This is a genomic window from Streptomyces sp. NPDC006261 (assembly GCF_040613515.1).
In the GTDB taxonomy this organism is placed as follows: domain Bacteria; phylum Actinomycetota; class Actinomycetes; order Streptomycetales; family Streptomycetaceae; genus Streptomyces.
In genome coordinates this window covers 25,515-41,071 of sequence record NZ_JBEXSI010000058.1, presented here as the reverse complement: position 1 = coordinate 41,071, position 15,557 = coordinate 25,515, and the positions used below count along the sequence as shown (strand labels likewise).

The following is a 15,557-nucleotide window of genomic DNA, read 5'->3' as shown; positions in this document are numbered from 1 at the left end:
CCGCCTCCAGCTTCGGGACACTCGTGTACACGCCTAAGACGATCACCACCTGGAGCGCCGCGAACACCGCCGCCCCGCGCCAGCCATGGACCAGGGCGCAGCGGGACCGGGTCAGGACACACAGAACCCGGCCCGGGGCAGGCCCGGACCGGGTTGATGTGTCAGCGCGAGGTCAAGCGCCGCGGCGCTGTGACGACGGACCGGACTGATCGTCCTGATCCTCGTCATCGTCCTGGTTGTAGCGATCCGCGTACTGTGCGTACGGGTCATCTTCCTCGTCGTCATCCTCGAACGGCTCGGCGTTCGGTGGCTGACTCGAAGGCGATGCGCCCAGCTCATTGGCCAGACGCGACAGGTCCGTCCCGCCGCTGCTGTACTTCAGCTGGCGGGCGACCTTGGTCTGCTTGGCCTTTGCCCGGCCGCGCCCCATGGCTCGACCCCCTCGGTGACGGGGCTCGACGGCCCCAGAGTCTTGACACGCGTTCATGTTTCAGGACGGACTCTCGACAGAGAGACCGCGCCCGTAGGGCTTTAACGGTACCTGCTTCCGTGGCCATACGGTACGCCGCCCGCGTCTTGCGCCCCGGTGCAGGGCCAGTGAGGAGCCCCGTCCCCGCTGGTCAACTGCGATTTTAACCTCTTCTGAGCGTACGACCCGCCGACCGGCGTGAGTCTTGTCTCCTGCCGGTCGGCGGGTCGTACGCGTGCGCGTCAGCGGCCGCGCGCCTCGGCCATCCGCTGCTCGGCGATCCGGTCGGCCGCCGCGGCGGGCGGAATCCCATCCGTCTTCGCACGTGCGAATATTTCCAGCGTGGTGTCGAAGATCTTCGTGGCCTTGGCCTTGCACCGGTCGAAGTCGAACCCGTTCAGCTCGTCGGCGACCTGGATCACGCCGCCGGCGTTGACCACGTAGTCGGGGGCGTAGAGAACCGACCGGTCGGCCAGGTCCTTCTCGACGCCCGGGTGGGCCAGCTGGTTGTTGGCCGCGCCGCAGACCACCTTCGCCGTGAGCACCGGCACGGTCTCGTCGTTCAGGGCGCCGCCGAGCGCGCAGGGCGCGTAGACGTCGAGGCCCTCGGTGCGGATCAGGGTCTCGGTGTCGGCCACCACGGTGACCTCGGGGTGCAGGTCGGTGATGCGGCGCACCGACTCCTCGCGGACATCGGTGATCACGACCTCGGCCCCGTCGGAGAGCAGGTGCTCGACGAGGTGGTGCCCCACCTTGCCGACCCCGGCGACGCCGACCTTGCGGCCGCGCAGCGTCGGGTCGCCCCACAGGTGCTGGGCCGAGGCCCGCATGCCCTGGAAGACGCCGAACGCGGTGAGGACGGAGGAGTCGCCGGCGCCGCCGTTCTCGGGGGAGCGGCCGGTGGTCCAGCGGCACTCCCGGGCGACTACGTCCATGTCGGCGACGTAGGTGCCGACGTCGCAGGCGGTGACGTAGCGGCCGCCGAGCGAGGCGACGAACCGGCCGTAGGCCAGGAGGAGTTCGTCCGTCTTGATCTTCTCCGGGTCGCCGATGATGACGGCCTTGCCGCCACCGTGGTCGAGCCCGGCGAGGGCGTTCTTGTACGACATTCCGCGCGACAGGTTCAGCGCGTCGGCGATGGCCTCGGCCTCGGTCACGTACGGGTAGAAGCGGGTACCGCCGAGGCCGGGGCCGAGGGCGGTGGAGTGGAGGGCGATGACGGCCTTGAGGCCGGTGGCACGGTCCTGGCAGATCACGACTTGCTCGTGGCCCCCCTGATCCGAGTGGAACAGGGTGTGCAGGACGCCGTCAGTCACATCGGTCACTGTGGTGACTCCCAAGTACGAAGCGGCGGGGAGGCCCTCCTAGGGGTGGGGAGGACCCCGGACCGACCGGCACGGCCGGTCCGATGAGCAAGAGCGTAAGTCCTCCGGCGGCGCGGATCTGCCCCCGTGCCGAGGATCACCCCATGGGGGTGTACGCGCGTGGCACGATGCGCTGCATGTCGGTGGTGTCTTCAGTGGTCGTCCCTTACACGTCCTACCTCCGGGTGTACGAACCGCTCGCCGCCTTCGCGGAGCCCGAGCGCGGTCACTGGGCCCGTTACGCGCAGCGCCCGGTGCTGCCGACCGCCCAGGACGAACTGCGCCGCTCGCTGGCCGACCTGGTGCCGACCCCGCCGGTCGGGGTGCCCGTGCACGAGAGCGGCGACGCGTTCGTGGCGGAGCTGGACGGGGTGGTGTGCGTCTGCCCGTGGCGGACCCGGCTGCGGGGGTGGCTCGCGCTGGAGGAGCTGGAGGGGACGGGCGGGCAGGGGGGGATGTTTCCGGCCAACGTGCTGGACACCCTGCTGCCCGAGGTGGTGCGGGGTCAGGCACGGGCGGACCACGAGCGCTGGCAGCGCCGGAACCCGGACGCGCGGCCGTGGATCCGTACGACGGTGTGGCAGGTCCCGGTGCGGTGGTTCGTCCTTTTCCGGGACGAGGAGCGGGAGTACGCGGCGGGCGACGGCGAGGGCGGGGAGCCGGTGCTGCGCTACCGGACGCCGATGGTGGAGGCCCGGCGCCGGCTCGCCCGGGCGCTGCGCACCCTGCGCGAGAACGTCTCCGACGGGCCCCTCGTCGAGGGCCTGGTGGACGTGGGGCGCTGGCTGGAGGAGTTCCATCCGCACTCGCTCGTGGAGCTGGACTACGGGGGCCTGGTGCACGCCCTCCCGGCCGAGCAGCTCGCCGGGGACCGGTCGGCAGCAGATGTGGCGGAGGGGCTCGCCGCGCTGGGGAACGGCGACAGCGAGGGCGCCGGGGAGGCGTACGCGCGCCTCGCGGAGCGTTGGCGGGCAGTGCGGGATCGCCAGTTCACCAATTGACGTGAAAAGACCCACAGCGGCATCAACATGACGGAACCGGGGCATCCTTCATCCAGGACGGACCGGAAGCGCGAGCGGGCGGGAAGGAGGAGAAACAGCAGCCCGGCGAGTGAGTCGGCCGGAGCGCCTGAGCGGGGGCCGTGAAGGGGAACTGACGGGCCGTGAACCTGCGCCCCGTGGGACACGTGGGGTGGGTGAGGCGGGGAAGTGCGCCTTCTGACCCAGGACCTACGTCCCGAACCGGGCCTTTGCCTCAAGCGTGATGGATAGCACTAACGGGGCCCTTGCGCTCATCCCTGCTCCTCGTGCCAAAATAGGACAAGGAGTCCGGGGAGGGCTCCTTCTGTCCAAGTAAGGGCGGAATGCTCAGCATTGCACGCTATGGGGGGTCTGAGGACTCCTGATCGCTCTGTGACTGATCGTCACGGTGGTGTGACTGTCCGCTATGGCATGGTCCATCGGCTTCCGTCGCTGATGAACACCTGGGAGGGCAATTCCATCGGTTTGGCCGACGCGGCTGGACGGATGGTGTAGTTGTAGTGCCGAGGACAAGCCGTTCGTCCTATAACCGACTCGGCCCGCGTCCGCCATTTCGGGCAACGCGGGTCAAGGTGCAGAATTTAGAGGAAAGAACCGAGAAGGTTCGGTTCTCCCGAGGAGGCCGCTCATGACCGCTCGCACCCCTGATGCCGAGCCGCTGCTGACCCCGGCTGAGGTTGCCACGATGTTCCGCGTGGACCCGAAGACGGTCACCCGTTGGGCCAAGGCTGGCAAGCTCACGTCCATCCGCACGCTCGGTGGACACCGCCGGTACCGCGAGGCAGAGGTCCGCGCACTGCTTGCGGGTATTCCGCAGCAGCGCAGCGAGGCCTGACACACCCCTGCCCCGCAGCTCAGCAGCAGCAACAGCATCACAACCGGGCAGCCGCCAGGTCCCCCAACCCCAGGCCGCCCATACATAGCTCCACTCGACGGACGCCTGCCCCAACGGGCGTCATACCTGTGTACGGGTGCGTCGTTCTCGATCGCGCTGGACTCCGCCGGGTCCAGCGCGATCTTTTTGTGCCCCGGGCCGTTCTCGGGGCCCTTCTGGGCCGGTACCGCTCCACCGACGCCTCTCGTGCCCCCGTACGCCCCTCTCACACCCTGCGGGGGGCCGGGAACTGGTGAGCGATAACCGGGTGGTCGGTCGGCTTCCGGGCGTCCCGTGGGCCGGTCGGCAGGCTGCCCGGCCGTCCGTCCCGGCGCCGTTCGTGGGTCTGTGGGCGGGTCTGTGCGGGAGTGTGGTCGAGCGTCCCGGACTCGGTGGGACAGCCCCGGACGGAACGGTCCGGCCGAAGGGCCGACCTGGTGCAATTGCACATATTAAATTCGCCAGTTGTAAGGGAGGGGTAAAGTGCCGCGGTCTGAAAACTCTTTCGGTGACACCCGTCACACCACCTGATGCTTGCCAACTCCGAGCCTGCCACTGTGCGGACGTGGAAACATCCGGCCGATGGTCATGGAGCGACGGGCCTTTCGTCCTCGTCTCCTTCGAGGGGGACGGCGGTGCTGTCCGGGTCCGCGGGGCTTCCGGCCCGGTTCCCGGACTTCTGCGGCTCGTCCGGGGGCCCTGGAGCCGCGCCGGGCTCCCGCGCCTCCCTGCCGCCGTCCCGTCCGCCGTCTCCCGGCTCCATGGCGAGGCGCAGCAGCCGGTGGCAGACCGGGCAGTGGCGGGTGACGTGTCCGTAGCCGTAGGCGGCCGCCAGATGGGCGCGGAGCAGTGCGCGGGTCTCGTGTCGTGCTGTGGGCGCGGACATGCGAGCCACCTCCCGGTGGACCCGGCCGCCCCTCGCCGAGGGAAACAGGGGCAGCCTCGTCTCTACGGGGTACCTGGGGCGGAAGGCGCCGTCAAGACGCACGAAAGCCCGGATCAAAATGATCCGGGCTTTCGTCACTGCGGTCCTGACGGGATTTGAACCCGCGGCCTCCACCTTGACAGGGTGGCGAGCACTCCAAACTGCTCCACAGGACCAGGTTTTCGCTGCTGCCTTGCGGCTTGCTGCGAAACCAGACTGTACAGGAGGTGGGAGGCCCAGGTCGACTTCACTCCTGGTGGTGACACCGTCACCGCCTCGCCACCCCTGTTTCAGGGCGCCAGAGCGTCGATCGCCTTCACGATCCGCTTGTCCGAGACGGGGAACGCCGTGCCCAGCGCGTGCGCGAAGTAGCTGACGCGCAGCTCCTCGATCATCCAGCGGACGTCCAGCACCTCCTGCCCCACCGGCCGCCCCTGCGGGAGCTGTTCGAGCAGCCACGCGTACTCGTCCTGCATCTCGTGGACCTTGGCCATCCGCGTGGTGTCCCGCTGGACGGCCGTCGGCATCTGCTGGAGCCGGCGGTCGGCCGCCACGAGGTACCGCATCAGGTCGGGCAGCCGGCGCAGCCCGGTGGCCGTAACGAAACCGGGCGGTACGAGACGGGCCAGCTGCTCCCGTACGTCGGTGACGTTGGCGACCAGCGTCAGGCTGTTCGTCGACTTCAGCCGCCGCTCGCACGCCTGCCAGGCGGCCAGGATCTGCTGCACCTGGTCGATCGTGCGGACGGTCAGGTCCACCAGATCGGCGCGCACCTTGTCGTACAGCGTCCGGAAGGCCTTCTCGTCCCATGCCGGCCCGCCGTGCGCGGCGATCAGCCGGTCGGCGGCGGCGGTGGCGCAGTCCTCGAAGAGGGCCTGGACCGAGCCGTGCGGATTGCGGGAGAGCGCGAGCTTCTGCTGGTTGGTGAGCCGGTCCGAGGCGAACTTCGCCGGGTTGACCGGGATGTTCAGCAGGATCAGCTTCCGGGTCCCGCGCCACATCGCCTGCTGCTGCTCGGCCGCGGTGTCGAAGAGGCGTACGGCGACGGTGTCGCCCTGGTCGACGAGGGCCGGGTACGCCTTCACCGGCTGCCCGGCCCGCCGCGTCTCGAAGACCTTGTTCAGCGTGCCGATCGTCCAGTCCGTGAGGCCCGACCGCTCGATGGATTCGCCGGAGGGCCCTGCGGTCGCCGCAGCGGCCTTGGAGAGCGCCTGGCGGGCCTTCGGGCGCAGCTGGAGCTTCAGCGCCTCCAGGTCCTTGTCCTCGGCCACCTTGCGGCGCCGTTCGTCGACGATCCGGAACGTGATCTTCAAGTGGTCCGGAACGCGGGAGAGGTCGAAGTCGTCCGCCGTGACCGGCACGCCGACCATCCGCTGGAGCTCCCGCGCCAGGGTGAACGGCAGCGGCTCCTGGAGCGGAACCGCCCGGTCCAGGAACTTGTCCGCGTAGTTCGGCGCGGGCACGTAGTGCCGGCGGATCGGCTTCGGCAGCGAGCGGATCAGCTCGGTGACGACCTCCTCGCGCAGCCCCGGGATCTGCCAGTCGAAGCCCTCGGACGTGACCTGGTTGAGCACCTGGAGCGGGATGTGGACGGTCACCCCGTCCGCGTCCGCGCCGGGCTCGAACTGGTACGTCACCTTGAACTTGAGCTTCCCCTGCCGCCAGGAGTCCGGGTAGTCGTCCTTGGTGACGGCCCCGGCCTTCTCGTTGATCAGCATGGAGCGCTCGAAGTCGAGGGCGTCCGGCTCCTCGCGCTTCTTGTTCTTCCACCAGGAGTCGAAGTGCGCCCCGGAGACGATGTGTTCCGGAATGCGCTGGTCGTAGAAGTCGAAGAGCGTCTCGTCGTCCACGAGGATGTCGCGGCGTCGCGCCCGGTGCTCCAACTCCTCGACCTCGCCGAGGAGTTTGCGGTTGTCGTGGAAGAACTGGTGATGGGTGCGCCAGTCGCCCTCGACCAGGGCGTTGCGGATGAACAGATCCCGCGAGGCCTCCTGGTCGATACGACCGAAATTGACCTTGCGCTGAGCGACGATCGGCACCCCGTAGAGCGTGACCCGCTCGTACGCCATCACCGCGGCCTGGTCCTTCTCCCAGTGTGGCTCGCTGTAGGTGCGCTTCAGCAGATGCTGGGCCAGCGGTTCGATCCACTCGGGCTCGACCTTGGCGTTGACCCGCGCCCAGAGGCGGGAGGTCTCCACCAGCTCCGCCGACATCACGAACCGCGGCTGCTTCTTGAACAGCGCCGACCCCGGGAAGATCGCGAACTTGGCGTTGCGCGCGCCCACGTACTCGTTCTTCTCGGTGTCCTTCAGCCCGATGTGCGACAGCAGCCCGGCCAGCAGCGAGGTGTGTACCGCCTGCTCGGGGACGGACGCCTCGGCCTTGGGCTCCTCGACGACGATGCCCATCTGCTTCGCGACCGTACGCAGCTGCGCGTAGATGTCCTGCCATTCGCGGATGCGCAGGAAGTTCAGATACTCCTGCTTGCACATCCGGCGGAACGAGGACGAGCCACGCTCCTTCTGCTGCTCGCGGACGTAGGCCCACAGATTCAGGTACGCCAGGAAGTCGGACGTCTCGTCCTTGAACCGGGCGTGGTTCTGGTCGGCCTGCGTCTGCTTCTCCTGTGGCCGCTCGCGCGGATCCTGGATGGAGAGCGCGGCGGCGATGACCATGACCTCGCGGGCGCAGCCGTTCTTGTCGGCCTCGATGACCATCCGGGCCAGACGCGGGTCGACGGGCAGCTGGGAGAGCTTGCGGCCGAGGGGGGTGAGGCGCTTCTTCGGATCCTTCTCACCCGGGTCGAGGGCCCCCAGCTCCTGGAGGAGCTGCACGCCGTCGCGGATGTTGCGGTGGTCCGGCGGGTCGATGAAGGGGAACTTCTCGATGTCGCCGAGCCCGGCGGCGGTCATCTGGAGGATGACGGAGGCCAGGTTGGTCCGCAGGATCTCCGGGTCGGTGAACTCCGGCCGGGTGAGGAAGTCGTCCTCGGAGAACAGCCGGATGCAGATGCCGTCCGACGTACGGCCGCAGCGGCCCTTGCGCTGGTTGGCGCTGGCCTGGGAGATCCGCTCGATCGGCAGCCGCTGGACCTTGGTGCGGTGGCTGTAGCGGGAGATGCGGGCGTTGCCCGGGTCGATCACGTACTTGATGCCGGGGACGGTCAGCGAGGTCTCGGCGACGTTCGTCGCGAGGACGATGCGGCGTCCCGTGTGGCGCTGGAACACGCGGTGCTGCTCGGCGTGCGAGAGGCGCGCGTAGAGGGGGAGCACCTCGGTGTGCCTGAGGTTGCGCTTGTTCAGCGCGTCCGCCGTGTCCCGGATCTCGCGCTCACCGGAGAGGAAGACCAGCACGTCACCCGGGGCCTCGTGGCTCAGCTCGTCGACAGCGTCGCAGATCGCGGTGATCTGGTCGCGGTCGGAGTCCGCCGTGTCTTCGTCGGCCCCCTCCAGTAGGGGCCGGTACCGCACCTCCACCGGGTACGTCCGCCCGCTGACCTCCACGATCGGCGCCTCGCCGAAGTGGCGTGCGAACCGCTCCGGGTCGATGGTCGCCGAGGTGATGACGACCTTGAGGTCCGGGCGCTTCGGCAGCAGCCGGGCCAGATAACCGAGCAGGAAGTCGATGTTCAGGGACCGCTCGTGGGCCTCGTCGATGATGATCGTGTCGTACGCCAGCAGCTCGCGGTCCGTCTGGATCTCGGCGAGCAGGATGCCGTCGGTCATCAGTTTCAGATACGTCGACTCCGGGTTCACCTGATCGGTGAAGCGGACCTTCCAGCCGACGGTCTCACCCAGCGGCGTCTTCAGCTCGTCCGCGACCCGCTCCGCGACCGTGCGGGCGGCGATCCGGCGGGGCTGGGTGTGTCCGATCATGCCCCGGACGCCACGCCCGAGCTCCATACAGATCTTGGGGATCTGCGTGGTCTTCCCGGACCCCGTCTCACCGGCGACGATCACGACCTGGTGGTCGCGTATCGCCTCCAGGATCTCGTCCTTCTTCTGGCTGACCGGCAGCTCTTCCGGGTACGACAGGGCCGGCAGCCGGGCCGCGCGCGTGGCGAGCCGTTCGGCCGCCTTGCCCGCCTCGGCCGCGATCTCGTCCAGCACGGACTGGCGGGCCTCGGGCTTGCGGATGCGGCGCGCTCCTTCGAGGCGCCGGCCGAGCCGGTTCGCGTCACGGAGCGAGAGCTGTCCGAGCTGGGACTGGAGATCGGCGAAAGAAGTAGACATACGGATCCCAGGATCTCACCCGGGCGCGAGGAGTGGCGACCTCATTTCGCGCGGACTGCGTCACGCCGTGGGAGCGGGGGCACGAGCGGCGGTGACCGATGCGGCGAGCGCGGTCACGGCACGTACCATTTCGGGCAGCCGAACGCTCAGCCCCTTGTGCCCTCGTGCCGCTGCGAGAAAGGTCCGCCCCCGTGTCCCGTACGCAGTGGTGCTGCCTGACGGCGCTGCTCGCGGTCGTGATGGGGCTGCTGTGCGGGCCGGTGGGCGCGGCTCCTTCCTTTGCCGACGCGTCACCTTCTGAGGCTGTCGCGGTCACTGTTGGGAAAGCCGTGACGGTGCCTGTCGCGGAAGCCGTGACGGTGCCTGTCGCCGAGTCCGCCCCCGCCCCCCTCGTGGAGGCGTTCGACGCAGGCACCCCGGTCCCCGGCTGCCGGGAGCCCGGCGACCACGACGGCGAGCCCGCCGTCCCGGCCCGGGCCCGCGCCGCGTACGACCAGGCCCCCGGCCTCGCGCCGTGGGGGCTGCCCGCCGCGACGGGCGCCCCGGCGGCCGAACCGCCGCCGGGGATACGGGTCAGGGCCCCGGTGCCGGCCACACCGACCCCCGTCGAGCTCTCCGTGCTGAGGGTGTAGGCCGGCTCCCCACCGCTGCCCAGACCCTCCTTTCTCCTTCCGCACCACCAGCACGGAGTGCCGCATGCCCACGCCCAGGAACACCAAGCCCTCCTCCCGCAAGCCCTTCGTCTACGGCGCCGTGATCGTCGTCGCCGCCGGCCTCCTCGGATTCGCCTCCTACAAGGCCACCGCCCCCGGCAACTCCTCCACCGGCACCTCCACCACCCCCGCCGCCGAGGTCTCCGCCGACCCGCGGGCGGGCATCTATCCCGAGCTCGCGAAGCTGGCCCGCCGCGACGCCGGCGACAAGCTGGCGGTCGGCCGCGCCGACGCGCCCGTCGTCCTGATCGAGTACGCCGACTTCAAGTGCGGCTACTGCGGCAAGTTCGCCCGGGACACCGAGCCCGAGCTGATCAAGGAGTACGTGCAGGACGGGACCCTGCGCATCGAGTGGCGCAACTTCCCGATCTTCGGCGAGGAGTCCGAGAACGCCGCACGCGGAGCCTGGGCCGCCGGCCGGCAGGGCCGCTTCTGGGAGTTCCACGCGGCCGCCTACGCCGAAGGGGCGAAGGAGAAGGGGTTCGCCAAGGGCCGGGTCAAGGCCCTCGCGCAGGAGGCCGGGGTCAAGGACCTGGCCCGGTTCATGAAGGACCTGGACGGCCCGGACGCCCGCGCGGCCGTCGCGAAGGACCAGGAGCAGGCATACGGGATCGGCGCCACGTCCACCCCGTCGTTCCTGATCAACGGCCGCCCGATCGCGGGGGCCCAGCCGAAGGAGACGTTCACGCGGGCGATCGAGGCGGCCGCCGAACAGGCGAAGACCACGGCTGGGGCAGGCAGCACCGGGGACTCCGCCAAGTGACCGCGGACATCGGCTACTTCGCGGCCTTCCTCGGCGGACTGCTCGCGCTGGTCAGCCCGTGCAGCGCGCTGCTGCTGCCGGCCTTCTTCGCGTACTCCATCGACTCCACCTCGCGCCTGCTCGCCCGTACCGGCATCTTCTACGCCGGGCTCGCCACCACCCTCGTCCCGCTCGGCGCCGCCGGTTCGTACGCCGGCCGGCTCTTCTACGGGCACCGCGACGCCCTGGTCACGGGCGCGGGCTGGCTGATCATCGGGCTCGGCGTCGCGCAGGTCATCGGCCTCGGCTTCGCCTCCCGGCGCATCGCCGCGCTCAGCGGCCGGATCCGCCCGACCACCGCGTTCTCCGTCTACGCCCTGGGCGCGGTCTACGGCCTCGCGGGCTTCTGCGCGGGTCCGATCCTCGGCAGCGTCCTGACCGTGGCGGCGGTCAGCGGCAGCCCGGTCTACGGCGGGCTGCTGCTGGCGGTCTACGCGCTCGGGATGGCCGTACCGCTCTTCGTGCTCGCCCTGCTCTGGGAGCGGTTCGACCTCGGCCGCCGCACCTGGCTGCGCGGCAGGACCGTCCGGCTCGGCCGGTTCGAGCTGCACACCACGTCGCTGCTGTCGGGCCTGTTCTTCATCGGCCTGGGCGCGCTCTTCCTCGTCTACGACGGGACGACCGCGCTGCCGGGCTTGCTCGGGGTCGACGCCTCGTTCGCGGTGGAGCAGTGGGCGCAGAAGCTGGGCGAGCGCGTGTCGGACGCGGTGCTGCTGGGGGGCGTGGTGCTGGTGGTGCTGCTGGCTCTCGGCGTACGGACCTGGCGGCGACGCGACACCGCAGGGGAGGCCAGGGAGACCGAGAAGGTGTGAGAACGGCGAAGGCCCCGTCCTTGAGGACGGGGCCTTCGAGAGGTGGCTGGGGCCGGGATCGAACCGGCGACCTATCGCTTTTCAGGCGATCGCTCGTACCAACTGAGCTACCCAGCCACGCAGCCGCTGGGGCTGCAGCGGTCCTGACGGGATTTGAACCCGCGGCCTCCACCTTGACAGGGTGGCGAGCACTCCAAACTGCTCCACAGGACCAAGCAATGTGCGAAACAAGTCTCGCACACGGTGAAACGTGCCCCCAACGGGATTCGAACCCGTGCTACCGCCTTGAAAGGGCGGCGTCCTGGGCCACTAGACGATGAGGGCTATTGGCCCGCCTGTTCGCTTTGCAGCGCGTCGGGGACGTGAGAAGCATATGGGATGGGTGGAGCTATCGCCAAAACGGTTTACGGCGAGGGCGTCGGCCGCGTCGGAGAGCCCGCCGGGGAGGGCGTCGGAGAGGGCGATACGGGTGCGTCCTTCTTCAGGTTCTCCTCCGGCAGATGGCGGCTGACCTCGGCGGTCGTCAGTCCGAGACCGCCGAGCGTGATCTCGTCCCAGGCCTGGAGACGGCGGGTCGAGCGGTCCAGGTAGAGCACCGAGGCACGCACCTTCTCGGGCTTGTCGTTCTGCACCGCGCGCAGCCCGCCGCCGCCCGTGGAGCCCTCGACCTTGAGCCGCGTACCGAGCTTGAGCTGTTCGTTGATCCGGTTGTGGAGGTGGCCCGCGAGGACGAGGGGGACGGTGCCGTCGGTCTGCCGGGCGGTGTTCGGGTCGTGGGCGACCGCGATGTCGACCGGGGTGCCGGCCTGTTCCTGGTCGCGGAGAGCGGACGCCAGACGCATGCCTTCCAGCTCCGCGGCCGCCTTGCCGCCGACCGGCTTGGTGCGGTCCGGGGTGAACGAGGCGTCGCCGGTGCCCGCAATCCGGAGTCCGGCCACGTTCACGGTCCGGCCGTTGTCCAGGACGCGTACGTTCCGGAACCTCTCCAGGTACGCCTGCGTGACCTTGGAGTCGTGGTTGCCGCGCACCCAGACGTACGGCGCCCCGAGGTCGCGGATCGGGTCGAGGAAGCCGTTCTCGGCGGCCGAGCCGTGGTCCATCGTGTCGCCGGAATCGATGATCACGTCGATCTCGTACTGCTTCACCAGCGAGGCGATGATGTGCCAGGCCGCCGGGTTCAGATGGATGTCGGAGACGTGCAGGGCGCGGATGGTCCCGGGGTCCGGCTGGTAGACGGGGAGCGTGGAGGTGGCGTCGTACAGCCGGGTGACGTTGGTGACCAGGCGCGCCAGCTCCTGCTGGTAGATGTCGAACTCGGTGACGATCGACCGGGCGTCGCCGACGAGGGACGGGGCGCTGGAGAGCAGCCCGGAGAACTTGGGCTCCAGGACGGACTTCGGGTTCCAGGTCGCGTACGCGCTGACGCCGGACGCGGCCAGCAGGGTGAGGGCGAGCCCGCCGGCGGCCAGGGCCCGGCGCGGGCGGCGGTAGACGACGAGGCCGAGCGCGGTCGCCCCGGAGATCACGGCGACGCAGGAGCGCACGGCCAGCTCCCGGGTGCCGGCGGCGACGTCCCGGGTGACCTCGTCCTGAAGGCCGGAGAACCGTTCCGGCTGGTCCACCAGGGCCTGGGAGCGCACGGGGTCGAGGCGGTCCACGTCCACGTCGAGGCGGAGCGGGGCGGTGTGCGAGTCCAGCTCCAGGGCACCGAGCGGGGACACGTTGATCTTGCTGCCGCCGGTGAGGGACGGGCGCAGGGTCATGTTGGTGTCCATGGGGCCGACCGGCGTCCGGATGGACCCCACGGCGAGCAGCCCGAGCCAGGCCCCGAGCACGACGACGGCGAGCATGCCGAGGGCGCGTACGTAGGGCTTCGGGGCCGGGCCGCCCGTCAGGTCGCCGGGGGTACGAGAGCGGGTGCGGGCGGCGGACTTCGGGCGGGTGAACCGGGTGAGGCGGTGCCGGACGCGATCGGCAGCGGCACGGAACGGGGCGCGGACCATTGGGCGCGTATGCCCTGGTACGGCTCCGCCCATGCGGGGTGCCGGCAGCGGAGTGGATCAGGCGGCGGTGTGAAGTGGCTCGGGCCTCGGCCGCGAAGTGGTTTTCCGGCCTCGGCCGTGGAGTGGACCAGGCCCCGGCCGTCAAGCGGATCGGTGGCGGCCGCCACCTGCCCGTGGCGGGCCCCGGTACGTGACAATGGCGGGGTGCTGGAGATGACGCGGGAGCAGTTCGAAGAGCTGGTGAGCCAGGCACTTGACCGGATTCCGCCGGAGCTGATGCGGCTGATGGACAACGTGGCGGTCTTCGTCGAGGACGAACCGGAGCCCGGCGACCCCGACCTGCTCGGGCTCTACGAGGGCACGCCGCTCACCGACCGGGGGGAGTGGTACGCCGGGGTGCTGCCGGACCGGATCACCATCTACCGCGGCCCGACGCTGCGGATGTGCGAGTCGCACGAGGACGTCGTGGCCGAGACCGAGATCACCGTGGTCCATGAGATCGCCCACCACTTCGGCATCGACGACGAACGGCTGCACGCCCTGGGTTACGGGTGAGCGACGCGCTGCCGGTGGAGCCGCCGACGCCGGGACCGCCCGCCGCCCCGCAGGCCCGGGTGCTGGGCGCGGTCGCGGCGGGCGGCGCGCTGGGCGCTGTCGCGCGGTACGGGGCCCTGGTGCTCTGGCCGGCCGCCGAGGGCGGGTTCCCGTGGACGGTGTCCGTCGTCAATGTGAGCGGCTGCGCCCTGATCGGGGTCCTGATGGTGCTGACCGTCGAGCGGGGCCGGGTGGCCCACCCGCTGGTCCGGCCCTTCCTCGGGGTCGGCGTGCTCGGCGGGTTCACGACGTTCTCGACGTACGCGGCCGATGTGTCCGGCCTGCTGGTGCGTCAGGAACTCCTCACGGCGCTGGCGTACATGGCGGCGACGGTCGTGGCGGCGCTGGCGGCCGTGTGGGCCGGGGCGGTGGTGACGCGGCGTCTGCTGGACCGGGGCGTCCGGGGAGCGGGAGTACGGGACGGGGAACGCGGGCCCGCGCGTGGCAGGGGGCGGTCCGTGTGAACTGGCTGCTGGTGGTGGTCGGCGGCGCGGTGGGCGCGCCCCTGCGCTATCTGACGGACCGGGCGGTCCAGGCGCACCAGGGGCGGGGCGTCGCGTACGTCTTCCCCTGGGGCACGTTCGCGGCCAACGCGGCGGGCAGCCTGATCCTCGGGGTGCTGACCGGGGCCGCGGTCTCCGCGCAGGTGCACGTCCTGCTGGCGGCGGGGCTGTGCGGGGCGCTGACGACGTACTCGACGTTCTCCTACGAGACCCTGCGCCTCGCCGAGACGGGCCGGGCCTTCCTGGCCGCGGCCAACGTGGTGGCGTCCCTGCTCGTGGGGCTGGGGGCGGTGTTCCTGGGGGCGGAGCTGGCGGGCGGGTTCGGGGGGTAGGGGCGGGGCCCGCGGCCCGGGTCTCCGGCCCCGGCCGAGGCGCCGGGGGGCCGGGTCCGGCGCGCGGTCGGCGCTTCGGGCGTGTCTCCGGCGGGGTCCGGGGAGTTGGGCACGGCAACCGCCACCGCGTACGGCGTGCTCCGTGCCGTACAGCCCGCCCGGCCCCCGCCCCCTTCTCCGCCCCCTCTCCTCGCCCCGGAGGTGCCACCCGTGCACACACTGTCCGCCCCTGCCCGTTGGGCAGCCGTCACCGCGCTGACGATCGCCGCGTCCACCGGCTGTATGAGCGTCGGCGACGACGGTGCCAGGCCGGGGCCCTCGGGCTCCTCCGACTCGAAGGGCCGGGCCGTCGAGCCGAACGGTGAGACGGTGGCCGGATCCGGTGGCGCCGGGCACCACGGCGGTGACGCCCACACCCACTCCGACGCCGATGGCGACTCCGACTCCGACCGGAAGAAGCCCGGGGGCACGCCGAGCCCCGAGGCGTCCGGTGCTGCGCCGTCCACCACACCGAAGGGCCCGCGCCCCGAGCCCGGCGCCCCGCAGCCCTCCCGCCCCGGCCATCCGCCGGCGCCGACGCCCTCCACGCCGGGACCGGGGGAGCCGCCGCCGGTCGTCCCGGAACCGCCGGCCCCGCCGCCCGCCCCCGACCCGGACCCGGAACCCGAGCCGGAGCCCACCGAACCGCCCGAGCCGCCCCCCTCGGCGTCGCCCGCCGCGCAGCTGCGGACGCAGGCGATGGGCGGTGCGGAGGAGGGCCGACCGTTGCGGACGCCGGAGGCATCACCGCAGGTGGGGCCGGTGTAGCAAGGGGCTCGAAGCGGCCGGGTTGCGCAATGTGGGCGGGAGTGCGTATGGTAGTAGATCGTTTGATCCATTGCCCGGCGCCGACAC

14 protein-coding genes and 4 tRNA genes are annotated in these 15,557 nt (G+C 70.8%); 9 read left to right on the top strand and 9 right to left on the bottom strand.

The window, feature by feature from the left end; translation table 11 throughout:
• Positions 1–172: 172 nt before the first annotated feature.
• Together ABZ154_RS28920 and ABZ154_RS28915 are read right to left on the bottom strand one after the other, a co-directional pair.
• Complete coding sequence (locus tag ABZ154_RS28920; RefSeq protein ID WP_007447468.1) at positions 173–430, bottom strand: DUF3073 domain-containing protein; 258 nt, start codon at positions 428–430, stop codon at positions 173–175.
• A 281-nt stretch (positions 431–711) separates the two neighbouring features.
• Positions 712–1,794, bottom strand: coding sequence for a Glu/Leu/Phe/Val dehydrogenase dimerization domain-containing protein (locus ABZ154_RS28915; protein ID WP_356837315.1), 1,083 nt, complete (start codon positions 1,792–1,794; stop codon positions 712–714).
• A gap of 176 nt (positions 1,795–1,970) precedes the next feature.
• Between ABZ154_RS28915 and ABZ154_RS28910 the strand changes: the two genes are divergently transcribed.
• Both ABZ154_RS28910 and bldC read left to right on the top strand, forming a co-directional pair.
• Positions 1,971–2,834 (top strand): hypothetical protein, encoded by an 864-nt coding sequence (locus tag ABZ154_RS28910; protein WP_356837317.1) that lies wholly within the window; start codon positions 1,971–1,973, stop codon positions 2,832–2,834.
• A 667-nt stretch (positions 2,835–3,501) separates the two neighbouring features.
• Positions 3,502–3,708, top strand: a complete 207-nt coding sequence (gene bldC / locus ABZ154_RS28905; protein ID WP_003949541.1) for a developmental transcriptional regulator BldC — start codon at positions 3,502–3,504, stop codon at positions 3,706–3,708.
• Between the two features lie 625 nt (positions 3,709–4,333).
• Here bldC and ABZ154_RS28900 read toward each other — a convergent pair.
• The 3 genes from ABZ154_RS28900 to hrpA all read right to left on the bottom strand — a co-directional run bounded on the left by ABZ154_RS28900 (position 4,334) and on the right by hrpA (position 8,904).
• On the bottom strand, positions 4,334–4,633 hold the full coding sequence (locus ABZ154_RS28900) for a DUF6274 family protein (RefSeq protein ID WP_356837314.1): 300 nt from the start codon (positions 4,631–4,633) through the stop codon (positions 4,334–4,336).
• A 140-nt stretch (positions 4,634–4,773) separates the two neighbouring features.
• A tRNA-Asp gene (locus ABZ154_RS28895) sits at positions 4,774–4,848 on the bottom strand.
• A gap of 114 nt (positions 4,849–4,962) precedes the next feature.
• Positions 4,963–8,904, bottom strand: a complete 3,942-nt coding sequence (gene hrpA, locus ABZ154_RS28890; protein WP_356837313.1) for an ATP-dependent RNA helicase HrpA — start codon at positions 8,902–8,904, stop codon at positions 4,963–4,965.
• 191 nt (positions 8,905–9,095) lie between these two features.
• Here hrpA and ABZ154_RS28885 point away from each other — a divergent pair, with 191 nt between their 5' ends.
• The 3 genes from ABZ154_RS28885 (at position 9,096) to ABZ154_RS28875 (ending at position 11,231) form a co-directional block, all read left to right on the top strand.
• Entirely contained in the window at positions 9,096–9,536 is a 441-nt protein-coding gene (locus ABZ154_RS28885; RefSeq protein WP_356837312.1) for a hypothetical protein, read from the top strand.
• A 64-nt stretch (positions 9,537–9,600) separates the two neighbouring features.
• Positions 9,601–10,380, top strand: a complete 780-nt coding sequence (locus ABZ154_RS28880; protein ID WP_356837311.1) for a DsbA family protein — start codon at positions 9,601–9,603, stop codon at positions 10,378–10,380.
• Positions 10,377–11,231 (top strand): cytochrome c biogenesis CcdA family protein, encoded by an 855-nt coding sequence (locus ABZ154_RS28875; RefSeq protein ID WP_356837310.1) that lies wholly within the window; start codon positions 10,377–10,379, stop codon positions 11,229–11,231. Before ABZ154_RS28880 ends, ABZ154_RS28875 begins: the two co-directional genes overlap by 4 nt.
• A 43-nt stretch (positions 11,232–11,274) precedes the next feature.
• Here the strand turns inward: ABZ154_RS28875 and ABZ154_RS28870 are convergent.
• The 4 genes from ABZ154_RS28870 to ABZ154_RS28855 form a co-directional block, all read right to left on the bottom strand.
• Positions 11,275–11,348, bottom strand: a tRNA-Phe gene (locus ABZ154_RS28870).
• 21 nt (positions 11,349–11,369) lie between these two features.
• Positions 11,370–11,444 (bottom strand) — tRNA-Asp (locus tag ABZ154_RS28865).
• 38 nt (positions 11,445–11,482) lie between these two features.
• Positions 11,483–11,555: transfer RNA gene (locus tag ABZ154_RS28860), tRNA-Glu, on the bottom strand.
• A gap of 80 nt (positions 11,556–11,635) precedes the next feature.
• The gene (locus ABZ154_RS28855; protein ID WP_356837309.1) at positions 11,636–13,234 is read right to left on the bottom strand and encodes a metallophosphoesterase; all 1,599 of its coding nucleotides are present in this window, start codon (positions 13,232–13,234) and stop codon (positions 11,636–11,638) included.
• 204 nt (positions 13,235–13,438) lie between these two features.
• Here ABZ154_RS28855 and ABZ154_RS28850 point away from each other — a divergent pair, with 204 nt between their 5' ends.
• From ABZ154_RS28850 to ABZ154_RS28835, 4 genes are all read left to right on the top strand, one after another.
• The gene (locus ABZ154_RS28850) at positions 13,439–13,789 is read left to right on the top strand and encodes a metallopeptidase family protein (protein WP_199863126.1); all 351 of its coding nucleotides are present in this window, start codon (positions 13,439–13,441) and stop codon (positions 13,787–13,789) included.
• Positions 13,786–14,292, top strand: a complete 507-nt coding sequence (locus tag ABZ154_RS28845; RefSeq protein WP_356837308.1) for a CrcB family protein — start codon at positions 13,786–13,788, stop codon at positions 14,290–14,292. The genes ABZ154_RS28850 and ABZ154_RS28845 overlap by 4 nt, the downstream gene beginning before the upstream one ends.
• Complete coding sequence (gene crcB, locus ABZ154_RS28840; RefSeq protein ID WP_356837307.1) at positions 14,289–14,663, top strand: fluoride efflux transporter CrcB; 375 nt, start codon at positions 14,289–14,291, stop codon at positions 14,661–14,663. Before ABZ154_RS28845 ends, crcB begins: the two co-directional genes overlap by 4 nt.
• A 210-nt stretch (positions 14,664–14,873) precedes the next feature.
• The gene (locus tag ABZ154_RS28835; protein WP_356837306.1) at positions 14,874–15,470 is read left to right on the top strand and encodes a hypothetical protein; all 597 of its coding nucleotides are present in this window, start codon (positions 14,874–14,876) and stop codon (positions 15,468–15,470) included.
• Positions 15,471–15,557: the final 87 nt, after the last annotated feature.

What these genes read in the sequence shown, in the direction of transcription:
- hrpA (WP_356837313.1), bottom strand. Translation starts at nt 8,904, where the DNA reads ATGTCTACTTCTTTCGCCGATCTCCAGTCCCAGCTCGGACAGCTCTCG.
- ABZ154_RS28920 (WP_007447468.1), bottom strand. Translation starts at nt 430, where the DNA reads ATGGGGCGCGGCCGGGCAAAGGCCAAGCAGACCAAGGTCGCCCGCCAG.
- ABZ154_RS28900 (WP_356837314.1), bottom strand. Translation starts at nt 4,633, where the DNA reads ATGTCCGCGCCCACAGCACGACACGAGACCCGCGCACTGCTCCGCGCC.
- ABZ154_RS28880 (WP_356837311.1), top strand. Translation starts at nt 9,601, where the DNA reads ATGCCCACGCCCAGGAACACCAAGCCCTCCTCCCGCAAGCCCTTCGTC.
- ABZ154_RS28910 (WP_356837317.1), top strand. Translation starts at nt 1,971, where the DNA reads ATGTCGGTGGTGTCTTCAGTGGTCGTCCCTTACACGTCCTACCTCCGG.
- bldC (WP_003949541.1), top strand. Translation starts at nt 3,502, where the DNA reads ATGACCGCTCGCACCCCTGATGCCGAGCCGCTGCTGACCCCGGCTGAG.
- ABZ154_RS28855 (WP_356837309.1), bottom strand. Translation starts at nt 13,234, where the DNA reads ATGGTCCGCGCCCCGTTCCGTGCCGCTGCCGATCGCGTCCGGCACCGC.